Annotated in this window: 17 protein-coding genes; 9 read left to right on the top strand and 8 right to left on the bottom strand. The window is 61.6% G+C overall.

The window, feature by feature from the left end; all coding sequences use genetic code 11:
* The first annotated feature begins 198 nt into the window (after positions 1-198).
* The 4 genes from BLV09_RS37945 (at position 199) to BLV09_RS07680 (ending at position 3,511) form a co-directional block, all read left to right on the top strand.
* Complete coding sequence (locus BLV09_RS37945) at positions 199-354, top strand: TMEM175 family protein (protein ID WP_244548994.1); 156 nt, start codon at positions 199-201, stop codon at positions 352-354.
* Positions 351-575, top strand: coding sequence for a hypothetical protein (locus BLV09_RS37940; protein WP_244548993.1), 225 nt, complete (start codon positions 351-353; stop codon positions 573-575). The genes BLV09_RS37945 and BLV09_RS37940 overlap by 4 nt, the downstream gene beginning before the upstream one ends.
* A gap of 78 nt (positions 576-653) precedes the next feature.
* Positions 654-2,168 carry a caspase family protein gene (locus tag BLV09_RS07685; protein ID WP_167558649.1) on the top strand — a complete coding sequence of 505 codons (1,515 nt, stop codon included), beginning with the start codon at positions 654-656 and terminating at the stop codon, positions 2,166-2,168.
* Positions 2,169-2,254: 86 nt separating this feature from the next.
* Positions 2,255-3,511, top strand: coding sequence for an FAD-dependent oxidoreductase (locus tag BLV09_RS07680; RefSeq protein WP_146686847.1), 1,257 nt, complete (start codon positions 2,255-2,257; stop codon positions 3,509-3,511).
* A gap of 108 nt (positions 3,512-3,619) precedes the next feature.
* On the opposite strand, the gene BLV09_RS07675 is transcribed toward BLV09_RS07680, so the two are convergent.
* From BLV09_RS07675 to BLV09_RS07655, 5 genes are all read right to left on the bottom strand, one after another.
* Positions 3,620-4,390: an SDR family NAD(P)-dependent oxidoreductase gene (locus BLV09_RS07675; RefSeq protein WP_146686846.1), complete on the bottom strand. Its 771-nt coding sequence runs from the start codon at positions 4,388-4,390 to the stop codon at positions 3,620-3,622.
* Positions 4,391-4,440: 50 nt separating this feature from the next.
* The gene (locus BLV09_RS07670; RefSeq protein WP_146686845.1) at positions 4,441-4,626 is read right to left on the bottom strand and encodes a hypothetical protein; all 186 of its coding nucleotides are present in this window, start codon (positions 4,624-4,626) and stop codon (positions 4,441-4,443) included.
* Between the two features lie 182 nt (positions 4,627-4,808).
* Complete coding sequence (locus BLV09_RS07665; protein ID WP_100381619.1) at positions 4,809-5,603, bottom strand: outer membrane protein; 795 nt, start codon at positions 5,601-5,603, stop codon at positions 4,809-4,811.
* A gap of 222 nt (positions 5,604-5,825) precedes the next feature.
* The gene (gene parE, locus BLV09_RS07660; protein WP_146686844.1) at positions 5,826-7,883 is read right to left on the bottom strand and encodes a DNA topoisomerase IV subunit B; all 2,058 of its coding nucleotides are present in this window, start codon (positions 7,881-7,883) and stop codon (positions 5,826-5,828) included.
* A 241-nt stretch (positions 7,884-8,124) separates the two neighbouring features.
* Positions 8,125-8,511: a hypothetical protein gene (locus BLV09_RS07655; RefSeq protein WP_100381621.1), complete on the bottom strand. Its 387-nt coding sequence runs from the start codon at positions 8,509-8,511 to the stop codon at positions 8,125-8,127.
* A 171-nt stretch (positions 8,512-8,682) separates the two neighbouring features.
* Here BLV09_RS07655 and BLV09_RS07650 point away from each other — a divergent pair, with 171 nt between their 5' ends.
* Complete coding sequence (locus BLV09_RS07650; protein ID WP_100381622.1) at positions 8,683-9,213, top strand: DedA family protein; 531 nt, start codon at positions 8,683-8,685, stop codon at positions 9,211-9,213.
* Positions 9,214-9,376: 163 nt separating this feature from the next.
* Positions 9,377-10,366, top strand: a complete 990-nt coding sequence (locus BLV09_RS07645) for an MBL fold metallo-hydrolase (RefSeq protein ID WP_146686843.1) — start codon at positions 9,377-9,379, stop codon at positions 10,364-10,366.
* A gap of 57 nt (positions 10,367-10,423) precedes the next feature.
* On the opposite strand, the gene BLV09_RS07640 is transcribed toward BLV09_RS07645, so the two are convergent.
* Positions 10,424-11,881 (bottom strand): MFS transporter, encoded by a 1,458-nt coding sequence (locus BLV09_RS07640; RefSeq protein ID WP_197685028.1) that lies wholly within the window; start codon positions 11,879-11,881, stop codon positions 10,424-10,426.
* Between the two features lie 148 nt (positions 11,882-12,029).
* On the bottom strand, positions 12,030-12,509 hold the full coding sequence (locus tag BLV09_RS07635; RefSeq protein ID WP_146686842.1) for a MarR family winged helix-turn-helix transcriptional regulator: 480 nt from the start codon (positions 12,507-12,509) through the stop codon (positions 12,030-12,032).
* Between the two features lie 357 nt (positions 12,510-12,866).
* Between BLV09_RS07635 and BLV09_RS07630 the strand changes: the two genes are divergently transcribed.
* From BLV09_RS07630 to BLV09_RS07620, 3 genes are read left to right on the top strand one after another with little or no spacing between them, the layout of a single operon-like run.
* Positions 12,867-13,553, top strand: coding sequence for an FMN-binding negative transcriptional regulator (locus BLV09_RS07630; protein ID WP_146686841.1), 687 nt, complete (start codon positions 12,867-12,869; stop codon positions 13,551-13,553).
* Complete coding sequence (argC, locus tag BLV09_RS07625; RefSeq protein WP_146686840.1) at positions 13,550-14,530, top strand: N-acetyl-gamma-glutamyl-phosphate reductase; 981 nt, start codon at positions 13,550-13,552, stop codon at positions 14,528-14,530. The genes BLV09_RS07630 and argC overlap by 4 nt, the downstream gene beginning before the upstream one ends.
* 4 nt (positions 14,531-14,534) lie before the next feature.
* Complete coding sequence (locus BLV09_RS07620; protein ID WP_146686839.1) at positions 14,535-15,128, top strand: class I SAM-dependent methyltransferase; 594 nt, start codon at positions 14,535-14,537, stop codon at positions 15,126-15,128.
* A 53-nt stretch (positions 15,129-15,181) separates the two neighbouring features.
* Here BLV09_RS07620 and BLV09_RS07615 read toward each other — a convergent pair whose 3' ends face one another.
* Positions 15,182-15,580 (bottom strand): MAPEG family protein, encoded by a 399-nt coding sequence (locus BLV09_RS07615; protein ID WP_100381630.1) that lies wholly within the window; start codon positions 15,578-15,580, stop codon positions 15,182-15,184.
* Between the last annotated feature and the right edge of the window lie 17 nt (positions 15,581-15,597).

Raw genomic sequence — 15,597 nt, 5'->3', positions numbered from 1 at the left:
AATCGCGTTTCGATCCAAGGCCGCGTTGAGCCGGAAGATAGGGTCGAAATGGCCAAAGTCAATCTGGTAGCGAGCCAAATGGCCGAAAAAGCTTAATGTTTTCGCACAAATAACGGGCCGTTTGTCATTCGGCTTTCAAATGGCTGATGCGGCGCGTGTACTGAAGGGCCAATAGGCGTGTTCCGGGGGGAGAGGTACATGTTTTCAAAGGCGCGTCTCGATACGCTCAGCGATGGAATTTTCGGCGTCGCCATGACGCTGTTGATCCTGGATGTCCGCCTGCCGGATGATTTTCATCCCAGTTTGCGCATTTTCCGCCGGCGATCTGGCTTTATGCCGGCCATACGCTGTTGATCGCCGCGGTCGGCATGCGCCTTATTGCCATCACGCCGCATCTGGAAGAGGGCGATCACTTGCGCCGCCGGCAGATGTCGGCGGTTTTATTGATCGCGACATCGCTGCTGGCCATTGCGCTGAGCTTTGTGAATTCGCGCGTCGCGCTGTGGTCGCTCGCCCTCAACTTTGCCTCACCCTTGATTCTGAGGTGGGGCCGCCGGACCGCGGTGCTGGATTGAACCGGCGATACCGGTCGGCTGACTACAGACATTAGCGGGTGGCGCAAGCCGGGGATAAATCGGGCAGGGCGGATGCGGATGACGAATTGGTTACGGTTCAGAGCCGCGTTGGTCTGGAGCCTCGCGGCGTCGTTGCTGGCACTCGCCGCGCCCGCGCATGCCGAAAAGCGCGTCGCGCTTGTGATCGGCAACAATGACTACAAGAACGTTCCCAAGTTGCAGAAGGCGGTCAACGACGCCCGCACCATGGGCGATACGCTCAAGCAATTGGGCTTTACGGTGATGGTGGCGGAGAACCAGACCCGCCAGGCGTTCAGCGAGAGCCTGCTGGCGTTCGACAAGGCGGTCGATCCCGGCGATACCGCATTCTTCTTCTATGCCGGACACGGGTTCGAAATCGCCGGCCAGAACTTTCTGCTGCCGATCGACGTGCCCGCTGCGGGCGAAGGCCAGGAGGAACTGGTCCGCGACGCTTCCGTGCTCGCCGACCGTATTATCGAACGCCTGCAGAACAAGAACGTGCGCACGGCTATTCTCGTGTTCGACGCCTGTCGCAACAATCCGTTCGAGCGCTCCGGCACCCGCGCTTTGGCGGGTGGCGGTGGGCTCGCGCCGATGACGCAATTGCCGGAGGGGGTGTTCTCGGTATTTTCCGCAGGTCCACGGCAGACCGCGCTCGATCGGTTGTCGAACAGCGACGACAACCCCAATTCGGTATTCACCCGCACCTTTGCCAAGGAACTGCTAAAGCCCGGCGAGAATCTGGTCCAGGTCGCCCAGCACACGCGCCGGATCGTCAGCGAGATGGCAGAGACCGTCAGCCACAAACAGATCCCGGTTTATTTCGACCAGATGGTCGACGACGTCTTCCTCAATGGCGTGGACAAGGGACCGCCAGAGGCGGCCAAGGAAACCTCAAAACCGGTCGAGCCGCCACAGAAGGTCGCGGCATTGCCGCCGGTATCGGTGCCGCGCACCCCGCCAAGCGACTCCGTCAATGCGCCGATCGCGATGTTCTCCCGCCACAATGGCGGCTGGACCGTGGTGTTCTCGATTGTCGACCCGGCGCTGGGGATTTCCTGGCGAATGGGCGATGCCGGCGAATTCCGCGAGACCGGATTCCTGGACACGCTCGATCCCCGGACGCGCAAGCGGATGCCCAATCCGTCGATCGAGCTTGCTGCCGATGCGCCGGCGGCCACCATTGAAGTCCGTTACGTCGATGCGGCAGGCGAGCTGCACGGGCCGTTTCCCATCAGGTTCGACCCGGAGGCGGCACTGATACATGACCAGCGAAAGATCCTCGACATGACCGCGACAAGCTGGCTGTCGTTTCGCGAGTTCAACGGGTTGCTGGTGTATTACACGCAGCTGATGTCGTACCGCTGCGCGATCCGCGAGGCGCGTGTCGGCATCGATACGACGGTGCCCGACAAGGTTCTGAAAATGCCGCCCTGCGATCCCAAAGATCCCAGCGTCATTCCAAGCGACGCGGTGCCTTTTCTCAAGCTGCCGCCGGCAACCAAATCGGTCTCGGTGGAGTTGACCTATCGCGACGGCAGCGTATCCGAAATCAAGAGTTTTCGCCGCTAGGGTGCCCAAACCAAGGGATGAAGCCTGCAATCCGATTTTAGTTTTCCTGAATCGGACTGTGAGTTCCTTTCAACGAAAGTCAGATCATGGATGCCGGCACGCCATCAGAACGCCCAGCGGGGCGTACGATAAGCACCCGCTGTTGCATCGTCGGCGGCGGTCCGGCCGGCATGATGCTGGGTTACCTGCTCGGACGCGCCGGCATCGATACGGTCGTGCTGGAGAAGCACGCCGATTTCTTCCGGGATTTTCGCGGTGACACCGTGCACCCCTCGACGTTGCAGGTGATGCACGAGCTGGGCCTGATCGACGGATTCCTGAAACTCCCGCATCAGCAACTGCAAAAAATGGACGGCCAGTTCGGCGGCACTTCGATCCGTATCGCCGACCTCAGCCGACTGAAGCTGAATTACCCCTTCATTGCGTTCATGCCGCAATGGGATTTTCTCAACTTCCTGCGCGAGAGCGGCAAGCGGTTTCCGCAACTCAAGATCATGATGAATACCGATGCGACCGATCTGATCCACTCGGGCGCCAAGGTGGCCGGTGTGAAGGCCGATACGCCGGAAGGGCCGGTTGAAATCCGTGCCGATTTGACCATCGGATGCGACGGCCGGCATTCGATCGTGCGGCAGTGCGCCAATCTTGAAGTCGAGGAGATCGGTGCGCCGATGGACGTGCTCTGGTTTCGCGCCGGACGCCGCGCCAATGAAACCGAAAACCTGTTTGCCCGGCTCTTGCCGGGCAAGATGATGGTGACGTTCGACCGCGGCGATTACTGGCAATGCGCCTACGTCATCGCCAAGGGACAATACGATGGGGTGAAAGCGCGTGGGCTCGATGCATTCCGCGACGATATCGCCGCCCTGGCGCCGGTCCTGCGGTCGGGAATGGCTGACGTGAAGACGTGGGACGATGTGAAACTGCTGACCGTGGCGATCAACCGGTTGAAGCACTGGACGCGCCCGGGTCTGCTCTGCATTGGCGACGCTGCGCATGCGATGTCACCGGTCGGCGGCGTCGGCGTCAATCTCGCGGTCCAGGATGCGGTCGCGACCGCAAACCTGCTGGCGGCGAAACTGGCAAAAGGCTGCCCCGATGAAAACGAACTGGATGCGGTGCGGCGGCGCCGCGAGTTTCCGGTGCGGATGACGCAGGCCATGCAGGTACTGGTTCAAAACAACATCATCAGCGTCGCGCTCAAGCCGGGCGATCGGTCGTTCAGGGTCCCCCTGTTCGCCCGCATCGTCAACGCGGTGCCATGGCTGCAGGGAATTACCGCGCGTTTCGTCGCCGTCGGGGTGCGTCCCGAGCATGTGCATTCGCCGGAGGCCGCGCGATAGCAGGGCGGGCTAGGCCAAGGCGCTCTTCGCGCCGCGCCCACGATCGATAATGGATGTCAGGTTAGGTGGTGGGTTCGCCTGGCCTAGCCAAACCCACATGTTTTCCCGCTACCCCATAATGGAGAAGCCGCCGTCCACGGGAATCGCGGTGCCGGTAACGAAATCCGACGCCGCCGAGCTGAGGAACACCGCGATGCCCGCGAAGTCAGCGATGGCGCCCCATCGCGCCGCCGGCGTGCGCGCCAGAACCTTGTCGTGCAGGCCGTCGATCTCCTGCCGGGCGCGCTTGGTCAGATCGGTATCGATCCAGCCCGGCAGCACCGCATTGGCCTGGATGTTGTCGGCAGCCCAGGCGCAGGCGCAGGAGCGGGTGAACTGCACAATGCCGCCCTTGCTCGCGGCATAAGCCGGCGCGAAGCTGGCACCGAAGATCGACGTCATCGATCCGATGTTGATGATCTTGCCGCCACCCGCAGCCTTCATCGCCGGGTAGACCGCCTGCGAGCACAGGAACGCGCTGGTGAGGTTGGTATGGATGACACGGTCCCATTCCTCGATTTCAAGTGCGTGCGGCGGCTTGCGAATATTGATGCCGGCGTTGTTGATGAGGATGTCGATTCGGCCGAGCTCGCGCGTGACGCGCTCGACCATCGCCGCAACCGCAGCCTTGTCCGTGACATCAGCGACGACCGCGATGGCTTTGATTCCGCGCTGCCGGAGATCGGCCACGGCATCGTTCGACTTCGATTCGTTGCGTGCGACGATCGCAATTGCGGCGCCGGCCTCCGCCAGCCCGCGCGCCATGCCAAGACCGATACCGCCATTGCCGCCGGTGACGACAGCCACTTTGCCGCTGAGATCGAATAATTGTTGTTTCATGCCCGTTATCCGGATGTTGGAGGTCGATTGATCTCTTCGTGGTTGGCTGATCAGCGCTTGCTTTGCCAGATCAGGATCAGCCCGACTGCCGCCAGCGCGACACCATAGCCGGCCCACTGGATCTGGCGGATCATGAAGCTCGACTGCGGCCAGGTGATCACGCCGGTGCCTTGACCGATCCAGAGCAGTCCGATGGCGAGCGCGAGAAAGCCGACGATCAGAAGCAAATTGCGCATGACCCTGTCCTCGTTCGCGCGCGGCGATGCAATCACGGCGCAACGCTCGCCAGAGTGGCGCGATGGCTCACGCAGAACAAGTGCCGGGACGATGATTCCGGGCCGACGAGTGCGTCATTCATCAAGGCACAAAAAAGCCCCGGACCAAGCCGGGGCTTTTTATTCGTTATAACGAGGTCAGATCAGTACTTCGCAACGACCGGGCCACCCCAGTTGAAACGATAGACCAGCGAGGTGCTGATGGTCTGAACCAGCGGGTGGAAGGTGATATCGCGGCCGACGAGCGCATTGGTGCCGTCGACGAGTTCCGAGAGGTTCTTGTGGTCATAGTAAGCGGCGCGATATTCGGTCTTCATGAACCAGCCGGGAGCGGCGATACCGAAGATGTTCAGGTTGTTTTCCACGCCGCCGCCGACGAACCAGCCCTCGGTGCTGAAGCTACCGGTATGGAAGCCTGACGGAAGAGCGGAAGCCGTGTTGAACAGGGTGGTGCCCGACCAGTTGGAGCCGGTGTAACCGCCGTTGACATAGGACAGCACATTCGGTGCGACCAGATAGCCGAGGCGAGCACCCACGGCCCATGTATCGCGAAGCTTCTCGGTGCCGGCAATACCACCAGCGAAGCCCTGATCCTGGATCGTCCCCTTCAGGCTGCCGAACTGACCGTCAGCCAAGATGCCGGCGACCCAGCTGCTGTTGAACTGCCAGTCGTAACCAGCGCCGACCGTGCCGAACCAACCGTCGCCACCCTGCTTCTGGTTGAAGCCCAGGATCGGAGCGCCCGTGGTCGTCGACTGAACGCCGGTGTCCGCATCCCACACGCCGCCACCGCCACCACCGAAAATGTAGAAACCGGTCCAGCTCGGGGTCGGGGCCATCACCGGAGCCTTGGTGTAGGTCCGGGCGGGAAGATCAGCCGCAAAGGCCGATCCGGAGAACGCGGCAACCGCGGTCACAGCGAGCAGTAATTTCTTCATTTTTTGTCCCTCAGCAATGATGCGTTCGAACCCGACCGCGTGATGGAGTGGCGCAACCGCACCGAATCTCGAAACCCGTGAATGAAGTTATAGCCGGTTCTGTCTGGAATGCTGTTGCGCTGCGAACACACCGGCGGGAAAACGAACTGCGAGGAGTCTTTTGCCAGTCCTGTTATGTCGGGTGCAACCCACTGTAATACCTGAAGAAACGTTCGGGATAGCCTAAACGTCCAGCAAGTCGTCGCGGGCGAATTCGGCCTTGTCGGATATGAAGGCAAACCGCGCTTCGGCCTTGGTACCCATCAGCCGCTCGACCGAATCGGCGGTGCCCTCGCGGTCGTCGGCCAGCAGCACCACGCGCAGCATGCTGCGCTTGGCCGGGTCCATCGTGGTTTCCTTCAATTGTGCTGGCATCATCTCGCCGAGGCCCTTGAAGCGGTTGACCTCGACCTTGGCATTGGCATTGAACTCGCTCTTGATCAGCGCATCCTTGTGCGCGTCGTCGCGGGCATAGACCGTCTTGCTGCCGTGGGTCAGTTTGTACAGCGGCGGCACCGCGAGATAGAGATGGCCTTCATCGATCAGACGCGGCGTCTGCCGGTAGAAGAACGTGATCAGCAGCGACGCGATATGCGCGCCGTCCACGTCGGCGTCGGTCATGATGATGACGCGCGAGTAGCGCAGATCCTCTTCGCGGTAGTGCGGGCCGGTGCCGCAACCGATCGCCTGCATTAGGTCGGAAAGCTGCGCGTTGGCGGTGAGCTTGTCCTTGGTGGCGGAGGCGACGTTGAGGATCTTGCCGCGCAATGGCAGGATGGCTTGCGTCTTGCGGTCGCGCGCCTGTTTGGCGCTGCCGCCGGCGCTGTCGCCCTCGACGATGAACAGTTCCGAGCCTTCGGTAGCCGTGTTGGTGCAGTCGGCGAGCTTGCCCGGCAGACGCAGTTTCTTGACCGCGGTTTTGCGCGAGGTTTCCTTCTCGGCACGGCGGCGCAGGCGTTCGTCGGCGCGTTCGATGACGAAATCGAGCAGTCGGCTGGCCTGCACCGGATTGCCCGACAGCCAGTGATCGAACGGATCCTTGATCGACTGTTCGACGATGCGCTGGGCTTCGGCGGTAGCGAGCCGATCCTTGGTTTGGCCCTGGAATTCCGGCTCGCGCACGAATACCGAGAGCATGACCGCAGCGCCCACCATGACGTCTTCCGATGTGATGGTGGCGGCGCGCTTGCCCTGTCCGACGCGCTCGGCGTGATCCTTCAATCCGCGCAGCAGCGCGCTACGCATGCCCGATTCATGCGTGCCGCCGTCCGGCGTCGGCACCGTGTTGCAGTAGGAAGACAGGAAGCCGTCGGCATCCGCGGTCCACGCGACAGCCCATTCGCAGGCGCCATGAGCACCGTTGCGGCCGGACTTGCCGGAGAAGATATCGGGATGCACCAGCGTGTCGGCGTGGACGGCGGCCGCGAGATAATCCTTCAATCCGCCCGCGAAGTGAAAGGTATCCTCGGCGGGCACATCCTCAAGGCCCTTCAATAATTCCGGCGCGCAGCGCCAGCGAATCTCGACGCCGCCGAACAGATAGGCCTTGGAGCGGGCCATCTTGAACAGCCGCTGCGGTTTAAACGCGGCCTTGGCGCCGAAGATATCGCTGTCGGGCTTGAAACGGATTTTGGTGCCGCGGCGGTTGTTGACCTTGCCGAGGTCTTCCAGCTTGCCCTTGGGATGGCCGCGCTCGAACGTCAGACGGTACAATTTCTGGCTGCGGGCGACTTCGACCTCGAGAAGAGACGAGAGGGCGTTCACCACGGATACGCCGACGCCGTGCAGACCGCCGGAGGTCTCGTAGACCTTCGAGTCGAATTTGCCGCCGGAATGCAGCGTGCACATGATGACTTCGAGCGCGGATTTCTTCGGAAATTTCGGGTGCGGATCGACCGGGATGCCACGGCCATTGTCGGTGACGGTCAGAAAGCCGTCGGCCTCCAGTTCTACTTCGATGAACGAGGCGTGGCCCGCCAACGCTTCGTCCATCGAGTTGTCGATGACTTCGGCGAACAGATGGTGAAGCGCCTTTTCGTCGGTACCGCCGATATACATGCCGGGACGCCGGCGCACCGGCTCGAGCCCCTCGAGCACCTCGATATCGGCCGCGGTGTAGCCGGCCTCCGCGCTGGCGGGGCGCGAGGCGGCCTTTGGTGAGGTCCGGCCCTTCGGCTCATCGGCGCCGAACAGGTCGTTTGCGGATTTCGTTTTAGCAGCTGATTTCAATGGTTTGGGCATGGTTCTTTATATGGTGCGCGCAGAGCGATGCGCGACGAATCGTTTCCCTGACTATGCCATGGATAGGCTTAAAAAGTGACCGGGGGCGCAGGGCGTCGGCCGCCAGCAGCGTCTACGCCCCGATGGGGCGGATCACAAACAATCTCCAGGGCTAACTGGAGGCAGTCTGCAACCAGCGATACGCGATCGTGGTGAGGATGTCCCTTGCTTTCACTCTAGGGTTGCAAGGACCTCCGCAGAGCTAGGAGCGCCCGATGGTTCGGACCAGCGAGGTCCGGAACACGATCACCGCAAATAACGCCGTCGCCGCGACCACGATCAGCGATCCCACGATCGGAAGTGCGATGAAGGACGTGCCCTTCAAGATCACAATGGCAACGCCGATCGGAAACAATATGCCGCCGATTATGTGCAGCCAGCCCTGAACTTTCGCCAAGGCGCTGCTCCCGGCGCCAGGAATCAGCCGGTAATACAGCCCAAAAAGAAACAGCAACACGCCACCGACCAGGTTGAGATGGGCGTGCGCGGGCTCAAGCGTAAAATCCTGCTGGACGCCCATCACGATGCCGGCGAGCATCCCGAGCAGCAGAATCACCACGCTGACGCACATCATCAATGATCCGATCATTTGAATTTCCCTGGGGCTGGATGGAGGATTGAAAGCCGGCTATGAGGCTGAATTCACGCCTTGTATCAACCATTGTGACTTGAAGTCACTCAAGGTGCTGGCTTACCTGTTCTTTGGCATCGAACCCGCAAAAAGGTTCAAAGCGGAAACCGGGGCGGGAAGGCTTCGAGAATGGAAGATTTTGCGCGCGCGCTCGCTGACTTCGTGCGTGATCATTCGGCCTGGGCCGCCCCGATCGTTCTCTTGCTGGCGTTCGGTGAATCGCTCGCCTTCATCTCGCTGTTGATCCCGGCCTGGGGAGCGCTGGTCGCGATCGGCGCGCTGATCGGCGCCAGCGGCATCAGCTTCTGGCCGGTCTGGATCGCGGGCGGGATCGGCGCCGCGCTCGGCGATTGGGTCTCCTACTGGTTCGGCTTCAAATACAAGGAACACGTCGCGCAGATGTGGCCGCTATCGCGCTATCCGGAAATCCTTCCGCGCGGCGAAGCCTTTGTAAAAAAATGGGGCATCCCAAGTATCTTCATCGGGCGGTTTTTTGGACCTTTGCGCGCCTCCGTGCCGCTCGCCGCCGGGATATTCGAGATGCCGTACTGGCCATTTCAAATTGCCAATTTCGTCTCCGCGCTGGTCTGGTCGGCAGCGCTGTTGTTGTCCGGTGACGTGATCGCGCAGATCGCCGAATGGCTGTGGCGCAGGGTCTGACGCAGGCCTGGAATAAGACAAATCGGCAGGGGTTCAAATCGGATGACTGGCCGTCGCATCACCGGCGCAGTCGCGTTGCGGACGAAATGTCTGTAAAACGGCCCGCAACAAAAAGCCGGCCAACGGAAAGTTCGAAATCATCATTTCACCGGGAGGACATCAGATGGAACTGACACGACGTCACGCCTTGGCGGGAGCGGCCGGGATCGCCGCTGCGCCGCTGTTCTCAGCCATTTCCGCCAACGCCGCCACGCCGCTGGCAGACAAGCAGGCGCCAAGTTTCTATCGCTACAAGGTCGGCGATATCCAGGTCACGGTGGTGTCCGACGGCAAGAACGTGTTCAAGCTGGAGGATTCCTTCATCACCAATGCGAAGAAGGAAGAGGTCAGCGCAGCGCTTGAGAAGGCGTTTTTGCCGTCCGACATGTTCACGATCTACTTTGCGCCACTGGTGCTCAATACCGGCGGCAAGCTCGTCGTCATCGACACCGGCAATGGTGCGCTGGCAAAGGCCAACAGCAAGGGCGCGAACGGGCTGTTCGCGGAAAATATGGTCGCGGCCGGCTTCGATCCGAAGGCGGTCGATATGGTGGTGATCTCGCACTTCCATACCGATCATGTGAACGGGCTGCTGACGGCCGACGGCACGCCGGCATTTCCGAACGCCGAAGTGCTGGTGCCCGCGACCGAATGGAAATTCTGGATGGACGACGGCGAAATGAGCCGCGCGCCGGCCGGTCGCATGCAGGGTCTGTTCAAGAACAACCGCAACATCTTCGAGGCAGGCCTCAAGAAGAAAGTCACGCCATACGAGTGGGGCAAGGAAGTCGCGCCCGGACTGCTCGCGGTTGAAACCATCGGCCATACGCCGGGACACACTTCCTACGTGCTGTCATCCGGGTCGGATAAGGTCTTCGTCCAGTCTGATGTGACCAACAATCCCAACCCGTTTGCGACCAATCCGGGGTGGCACGCGTTCTTTGACCAGGACGGTGACGTGGCGGAAAAGACCCGCCGCCGGATCTACGACATGGTGGCGGTGGAGAAACTGCAGGTGCAGGGCTTCCACTATCCATTCCCGGGGCTTGGCCACGTCGAGAAGGATGGCAACGGCTACCGGGTGATCCCGGCGCCGTGGAATCCGACGATTTAGAACGCGAAATTAAGGACGCGCGGGATTGCCCGCGCGTCCGCGCTCTAGTTTCGCCGCTCAGTTTCGACTTGGCCGAATGAGCGCAAATGTTGGGATCAGCCCGACGGCGGTGATCGCCGCCATCACCCACCACCCCAGGTGAAACGCAACGAGCCGCTCGGCCGGCGACACCGGCGTACCGACGATGGCCACGAACACCGCGACGCCGACAGCCAGTGCGGCCTGACGGATCATGTTGATCACGCCCGAACCGGTCGCGAACGAGGATGAGGGCAGCGCTGCGGTGCTGACGCCCATCAGGGTCGGAAAGGCTAGCCCGACGCCGATGCCCGTCGGTACCATGCCAACGGCGACCAATGCGAAATTCGGCTCAGACCCGATCACAGTGGCCCAGGCGATCAACCCCGCCGCGAAAAACAGGATGCCCGCGGTGACGACTGTGGCCGCGCCAAAGCGCTTGATGAGCCTGCCCGCGAACAACAGGGAGGTGATCGGGACCAGAAGCGGGCCCGGGGCGATCGCAAGCCCCGTCTTCAGTGCTGACCATCCCCACGCTGTTTGTTCCCACAAAGCGATGGAAAGCAGCATGGCGCCAAACGCGGCCGAATAGGGCGCCATCACCAGGGCTGCGCCGGTAAAGTGCCGGTTACGAAACAGTGCGGGATCGACAAACGGATTGTCTGAGCGCACGCAGTGCAATATGAACGAAGCGAGCAGCACGAATGCGGCTGCAAAGCTGAACTCGATACGCGGCGAACCCCATCCCCAGTCGTTCACTTTCACGATCGCGAATGTCAGCGCGCCAATGCCGCCGGTCACCAGTGCCGCAGCCCATGGATTTGGCCGTGGGGCATCGTGACCGGGAACTTCCGGAAGCTTCCACCAGCCGATCAGCATCGCGATCAGCCCGATCGGTACGTTGACGATGAAGATCCAGCGCCAATTGAACGTCACCAGCACGCCGCCAACGACCGGTCCCAGCGCCGCGGCCAGGCCGCCGATCGCAGTCCAGGTACGAACTGCGCTGCTGCGGCGATCCGGCGGAAACACCGCGAGAAGCAGGCCGAGCGAAGTCGGCGTCATCAGCGCCGCGCCTGCCGCTTGTACGACGCGAAATGCAACCAGCGTCTCGACGCTGTTGGCGGCGGAACAGGCGGCGGAAGCCGCGGTGAACAGGCCGACGCCCAGCAGAAAGCTCGCGTTGCGACGGTAACGTTCGGCGAGGCGCCCAAAGAATACCAGCAGCGCGGCGTAGGCAATCGCATAGCCGTTCAAGACCCACGACATGTCTTCGAGCGAAGCACCCTTGAAGTCGCGGGCGATGTTCGGCAGGCCGACATTGACGATGAACAAGTCCAGATTGGCAAGGCAGATGCCCACGCAAACGATGGCTAGCACCTGGTTTGGCGAAACCTTTGCGCGGCTGACGCCGTCAAGCGGAGCGGGCGCCGGCATGACATCGTTGCCGGCGTCGGTGACCATGCCGACTATGCGCTTGGGGTTAATCTGATCCATCGTCGCATTTCCTCATACCACTCCGTGTGGCTGTTCTGGCTGGCGTGCGAACCTGCCGGGATCGAAGTGTCAAAGAAGTCCGGGAGTGAGCGCATGGTTGACCGCCTGCGCGGCAGCGATCGATGTCATGCTGGATATCGCGGACACGTCATGGGCCGGGTGATAACGCCTCGGCGACTTCGCCAATAAAGGCCGGTTCGCGCGCGATACTCAAAAGCACGGCGCGCAGCTCCGCTGCCTGCTGTTTTCCGAACCGGTCTTCAAAGCGCGCCTGGGCGTCATGCCAAAGAGGGCGAGCGGCCGCGATGCGCGACCGGCCCTTTTTCGTGAGCTTTACGTGCCGGCGCCGGCGATCGATCGCATTCTGCTCCAGTGAAACCATGCCTTCGCGTTCAAGCGGCCGCAGGTTCTGACCGATGGTGGATTGGTCCATCACCAGCGCGTCGGCAAGGTCGCGCATCGTCGGCGGTTCGCTGGCGCGGCGGTTTATTTCCTCGAGCATCGCAAACTGGGTCGATTTCAGGCCGGAGGGGGCAAGCGCGGAATCGTAAAGTTGCGACAGCCGGCGCGTCGCCTTGCGCAGCGCGGCGCAATTGCACTGGTTTCGTTCGACAAGAGGTGAATTCATCGCCGCTCCCAATAGTGGGATATCCCTGTTTCAATTGCAGGGATATCCCGATATTTGCGGCATTGTCAACCGCGCCTCCGCTGAGGGGGCGATTTGCGGCTGCGGACCGTGGGAATTTCAGCCACAGAAGTGCCACCGGAACGGTTTCATCTTGACGCAAACCGGGTGCGGCCTTATAGCCGCGCCAATGATCAACGCCGCGACCATCCTCATTGCCCGCCGCCGCCGCATTATCGCGGTATGGGCGGTCGTCTGCGTTTAAGATCATCGCCTCTGCCGCCGGATCCACTCCGCGGCTCTTCCCTTGCAAAATACGCGGTTTGATCTGGCGGCTCCTACGTCAAGCAGGAGTTTGAAATGTATACGCCACCACCGTTCAAGCCCGACCGCGCCGCCAGCCTCGCGTTCGCAGAAGCGCGCGGATTCGGTACGGTCTGCGCGTGGGATGGCAACAAGCCGATCGCATCCCTGCTGCCGTTTTATCTCACGTTCGCCAACGACGGTACGCCATTGGCGGCGTTTCATCTCGCCCGTCACAATCCGCTGGTAAATCTGGCGGATGCGACCTCGTCCTGGCTGCTCGCCATCAGCGGGGCGGATGCCTATGTCTCGCCTGATTGGTACGTCTCGCCGGATCAGGTGCCGACCTGGCTCTATCAGGCCGTGCATCTGACCGGGACGGTGCGAAAACTCTCAGACGATGAACTGGCGTTGCAGATCGACACGCTCAGCGCCAAGTTCGAGAACTGGCTTTTGCCAAAGCCGCCCTGGACCTCGGCCAAGATGACGGCGGGGCGCTTGGATGCGATGAAGAAGGCGATCGTGGGGCTGGTGATGACTGTTGAAGAGGTTGAAGGTAGCTTCAAGCTGAACCAGCATAAATCCGAGACCGACTATGCGGCAGTTGCGGGCTCGCTTGCCTTGCAAGCCGACGCGGGCGCGCAACAGGTAGCTCAGTTGATGAGAGATGCGCGGCCCAACGCCTTTGTAAACGAAGAGGCCTTTACAAACGAAACGAGCCGGCTCGAAAGGAACGTGCCATGACCCTTGCTGACACCCATCCGCCGCGGTCGATCGGCGACACCACGAAACCGTCCGTCTTTGTCGATGGCGCGTCTGGAACGACGGGCTTGGGCATTCAAGAGCGGCTTGGCCAGCAGAACGACGTCGTGGTGAAAAGCATCGCCGAGGAGAAGCGCAAGGACGCAGGCGCCAAGCGCGCGCTGATGGGCGAGGTGGATCTCGTCATCCTCTGCCTGCCGGACGATGCTGCCAAGGAGACCGTTGCGCTGATCGACAGCATGGGCGCTGCCGCTCCCAAGGTCCTTGACGCGTCGACGGCGTTTCGCGTCGCCAGCGACTGGACCTATGGGTTTCCGGAACTTGCGCCGGACCAGGCAGACAAGATCAGGGCGGCGCGGAAAGTCTCCAATCCGGGCTGCTATCCCACCGGCGCAATCGCGCTGCTCCGGCCGCTTGTCGATGCTGCTGTTTTGCCTGCGGACTATCCCGTCACCGTCAACGCGGTCAGCGGCTATTCGGGCGGTGGCAAGTCGATGATCGCAAGCTACGAAGACGGCTCCGCGCCAGCCTTCGAACTGTATGGCCTTGGTTTCGAGCACAAGCATTTGCCGGAGATGCAGCTTTACTCAAGGCTTACGCGCCGCCCCATCTTCGTGCCCTCCGTTGGGAACTTCCGGCAGGGCATGCTGGTCTCCGTGCCTCTGCAACTCGATACGCTGCCGGGCAAGCCCAGCGGGGCCGATCTTCACGCCGTGTTGGCGAAGCGCTACGCCGCCAGCTCTTACGTCTCGGTGATGCCCTTCGACAACGCGGCAACCAAGAGCGGTAAGCTCGAGCCAGAGGCGCTCAACGAGACCAATAGGCTCGAGCTGTACGTCTTTGCCAGCGACAAACACCGTCAGGCGGTTCTCGTCGCGCGCCTGGACAATCTCGGCAAAGGCGCTTCGGGCGCGGCGGTGCAAAACATGCGGCTGATGTTGAGCCTTGCCGGGATCTAGCGTCATGGACGAGGAAACCCTGCGCTTCTACCGGAGCAACGCCCAGTCCTATGCAGACTGGGCGAAGGCGCCATCGACGCGGTTGAGAGGTTTTTTGGCTTTGTTGCCGTCGGGCGGTTCGATCCTCGAACTCGGCTGTGGTGCCGGCAATCATTCGGCTGTGATGCTGGAGGCGGGCTTTCAGGTCCACGCGACCGACGGCTCACCTGAAATGGCCGAGATCGCCTCGCGCCGTCTCGGCCATCCCGTCGAAGCGATGCTGTTCCACGAACTGAACGTGCACGAAGCCTATGACGGCGTCTGGGCCAGCGCCTGCCTGCTGCACGCGCCGCGAGACGAACTGGCCGGTATCCTCAGCCGGATCCACCGCGCGTTGAAGCCGGCGGGTGTATTGTACGCGAGCTTCAAGATCGGCGGGGGCGACGGCCGCGACAAGCTTGGCCGCTACTACAACTACCCCTCGCCGGAATGGCTTCGGTCGACTTATGCAGCCGCCGGGACCTGGAGCGCAATCACTTCCGACACCAGCGAGATCAAGAGCTTCGACGGAACACCCGCGGCGATGCTGCATCTCGTCGTTCGAAAAATCGCAGCCTGATACTCACTTGATGACGCGCAATGTCAGACGTTGAACAGCGTCCTGATCGATGATCACAGCAGACCGAAAATCGCCAGCGCCAGCACGGCTTGCGCAAGGAATCCGACCGTGAAGGCCAGCGTGCGGAAGACCGGCAGGCCAAGCGTATAGACGATCAGATGCGCGACTCGGGCCCAGAAATAGACCGCGCAGGCAAGAACAGTCCATTTGCTGGAATAGTCGATCGCGTTGAGGATCAGCACCAGCGGCGCGAAGATAACGAGGTTCTCGACCGCGTTGTCATGCGCGAACATCAAGCGGGTGGCCCATTCCGCATGCGGCTTGGCGTTGCGCGAGGGGTTTGCCATTGCGCCGCCGAGCCCACGCACCTGACAGCGATTGAGTATGTAGGGAATCCATAGCAGGCCCGTCAAAATGACCGTCAGCGTCAGCCAGAACAGTTCGCGCGTCATAGACACTCCCCCCTCAT

The sequence above is a fragment of the Bradyrhizobium canariense genome (assembly GCF_900105125.1).
In the GTDB taxonomy this organism is placed as follows: Bacteria; Pseudomonadota; Alphaproteobacteria; order Rhizobiales; family Xanthobacteraceae; genus Bradyrhizobium; species Bradyrhizobium canariense_A.
The sequence above is the reverse complement of the archived record's forward strand: the minus strand, read 5'-3'. Positions and strand labels throughout refer to the sequence as shown.

Excerpts from the sequence above, each read along its gene's own strand:
- BLV09_RS07630 (WP_146686841.1), top strand. The coding sequence starts at position 12,867 with ATGTATACGCCACCACCGTTCAAGCCCGACCGCGCCGCCAGCCTCGCG.
- BLV09_RS07645 (WP_146686843.1), top strand. The coding sequence starts at position 9,377 with ATGGAACTGACACGACGTCACGCCTTGGCGGGAGCGGCCGGGATCGCC.
- BLV09_RS07655 (WP_100381621.1), bottom strand. The coding sequence starts at position 8,511 with ATGATCGGATCATTGATGATGTGCGTCAGCGTGGTGATTCTGCTGCTC.
- BLV09_RS07650 (WP_100381622.1), top strand. The coding sequence starts at position 8,683 with ATGGAAGATTTTGCGCGCGCGCTCGCTGACTTCGTGCGTGATCATTCG.
- BLV09_RS07640 (WP_197685028.1), bottom strand. The coding sequence starts at position 11,881 with ATGGATCAGATTAACCCCAAGCGCATAGTCGGCATGGTCACCGACGCC.
- parE (WP_146686844.1), bottom strand. The coding sequence starts at position 7,883 with ATGCCCAAACCATTGAAATCAGCTGCTAAAACGAAATCCGCAAACGAC.
- BLV09_RS07665 (WP_100381619.1), bottom strand. The coding sequence starts at position 5,603 with ATGAAGAAATTACTGCTCGCTGTGACCGCGGTTGCCGCGTTCTCCGGA.
- BLV09_RS07685 (WP_167558649.1), top strand. The coding sequence starts at position 654 with ATGACGAATTGGTTACGGTTCAGAGCCGCGTTGGTCTGGAGCCTCGCG.
- BLV09_RS07675 (WP_146686846.1), bottom strand. The coding sequence starts at position 4,390 with ATGAAACAACAATTATTCGATCTCAGCGGCAAAGTGGCTGTCGTCACC.
- argC (WP_146686840.1), top strand. The coding sequence starts at position 13,550 with ATGACCCTTGCTGACACCCATCCGCCGCGGTCGATCGGCGACACCACG.
- BLV09_RS07615 (WP_100381630.1), bottom strand. The coding sequence starts at position 15,580 with ATGACGCGCGAACTGTTCTGGCTGACGCTGACGGTCATTTTGACGGGC.
- BLV09_RS07620 (WP_146686839.1), top strand. The coding sequence starts at position 14,535 with ATGGACGAGGAAACCCTGCGCTTCTACCGGAGCAACGCCCAGTCCTAT.
- BLV09_RS07670 (WP_146686845.1), bottom strand. The coding sequence starts at position 4,626 with ATGCGCAATTTGCTTCTGATCGTCGGCTTTCTCGCGCTCGCCATCGGA.
- BLV09_RS07680 (WP_146686847.1), top strand. The coding sequence starts at position 2,255 with ATGGATGCCGGCACGCCATCAGAACGCCCAGCGGGGCGTACGATAAGC.
- BLV09_RS37945 (WP_244548994.1), top strand. The coding sequence starts at position 199 with ATGTTTTCAAAGGCGCGTCTCGATACGCTCAGCGATGGAATTTTCGGC.
- BLV09_RS07635 (WP_146686842.1), bottom strand. The coding sequence starts at position 12,509 with ATGAATTCACCTCTTGTCGAACGAAACCAGTGCAATTGCGCCGCGCTG.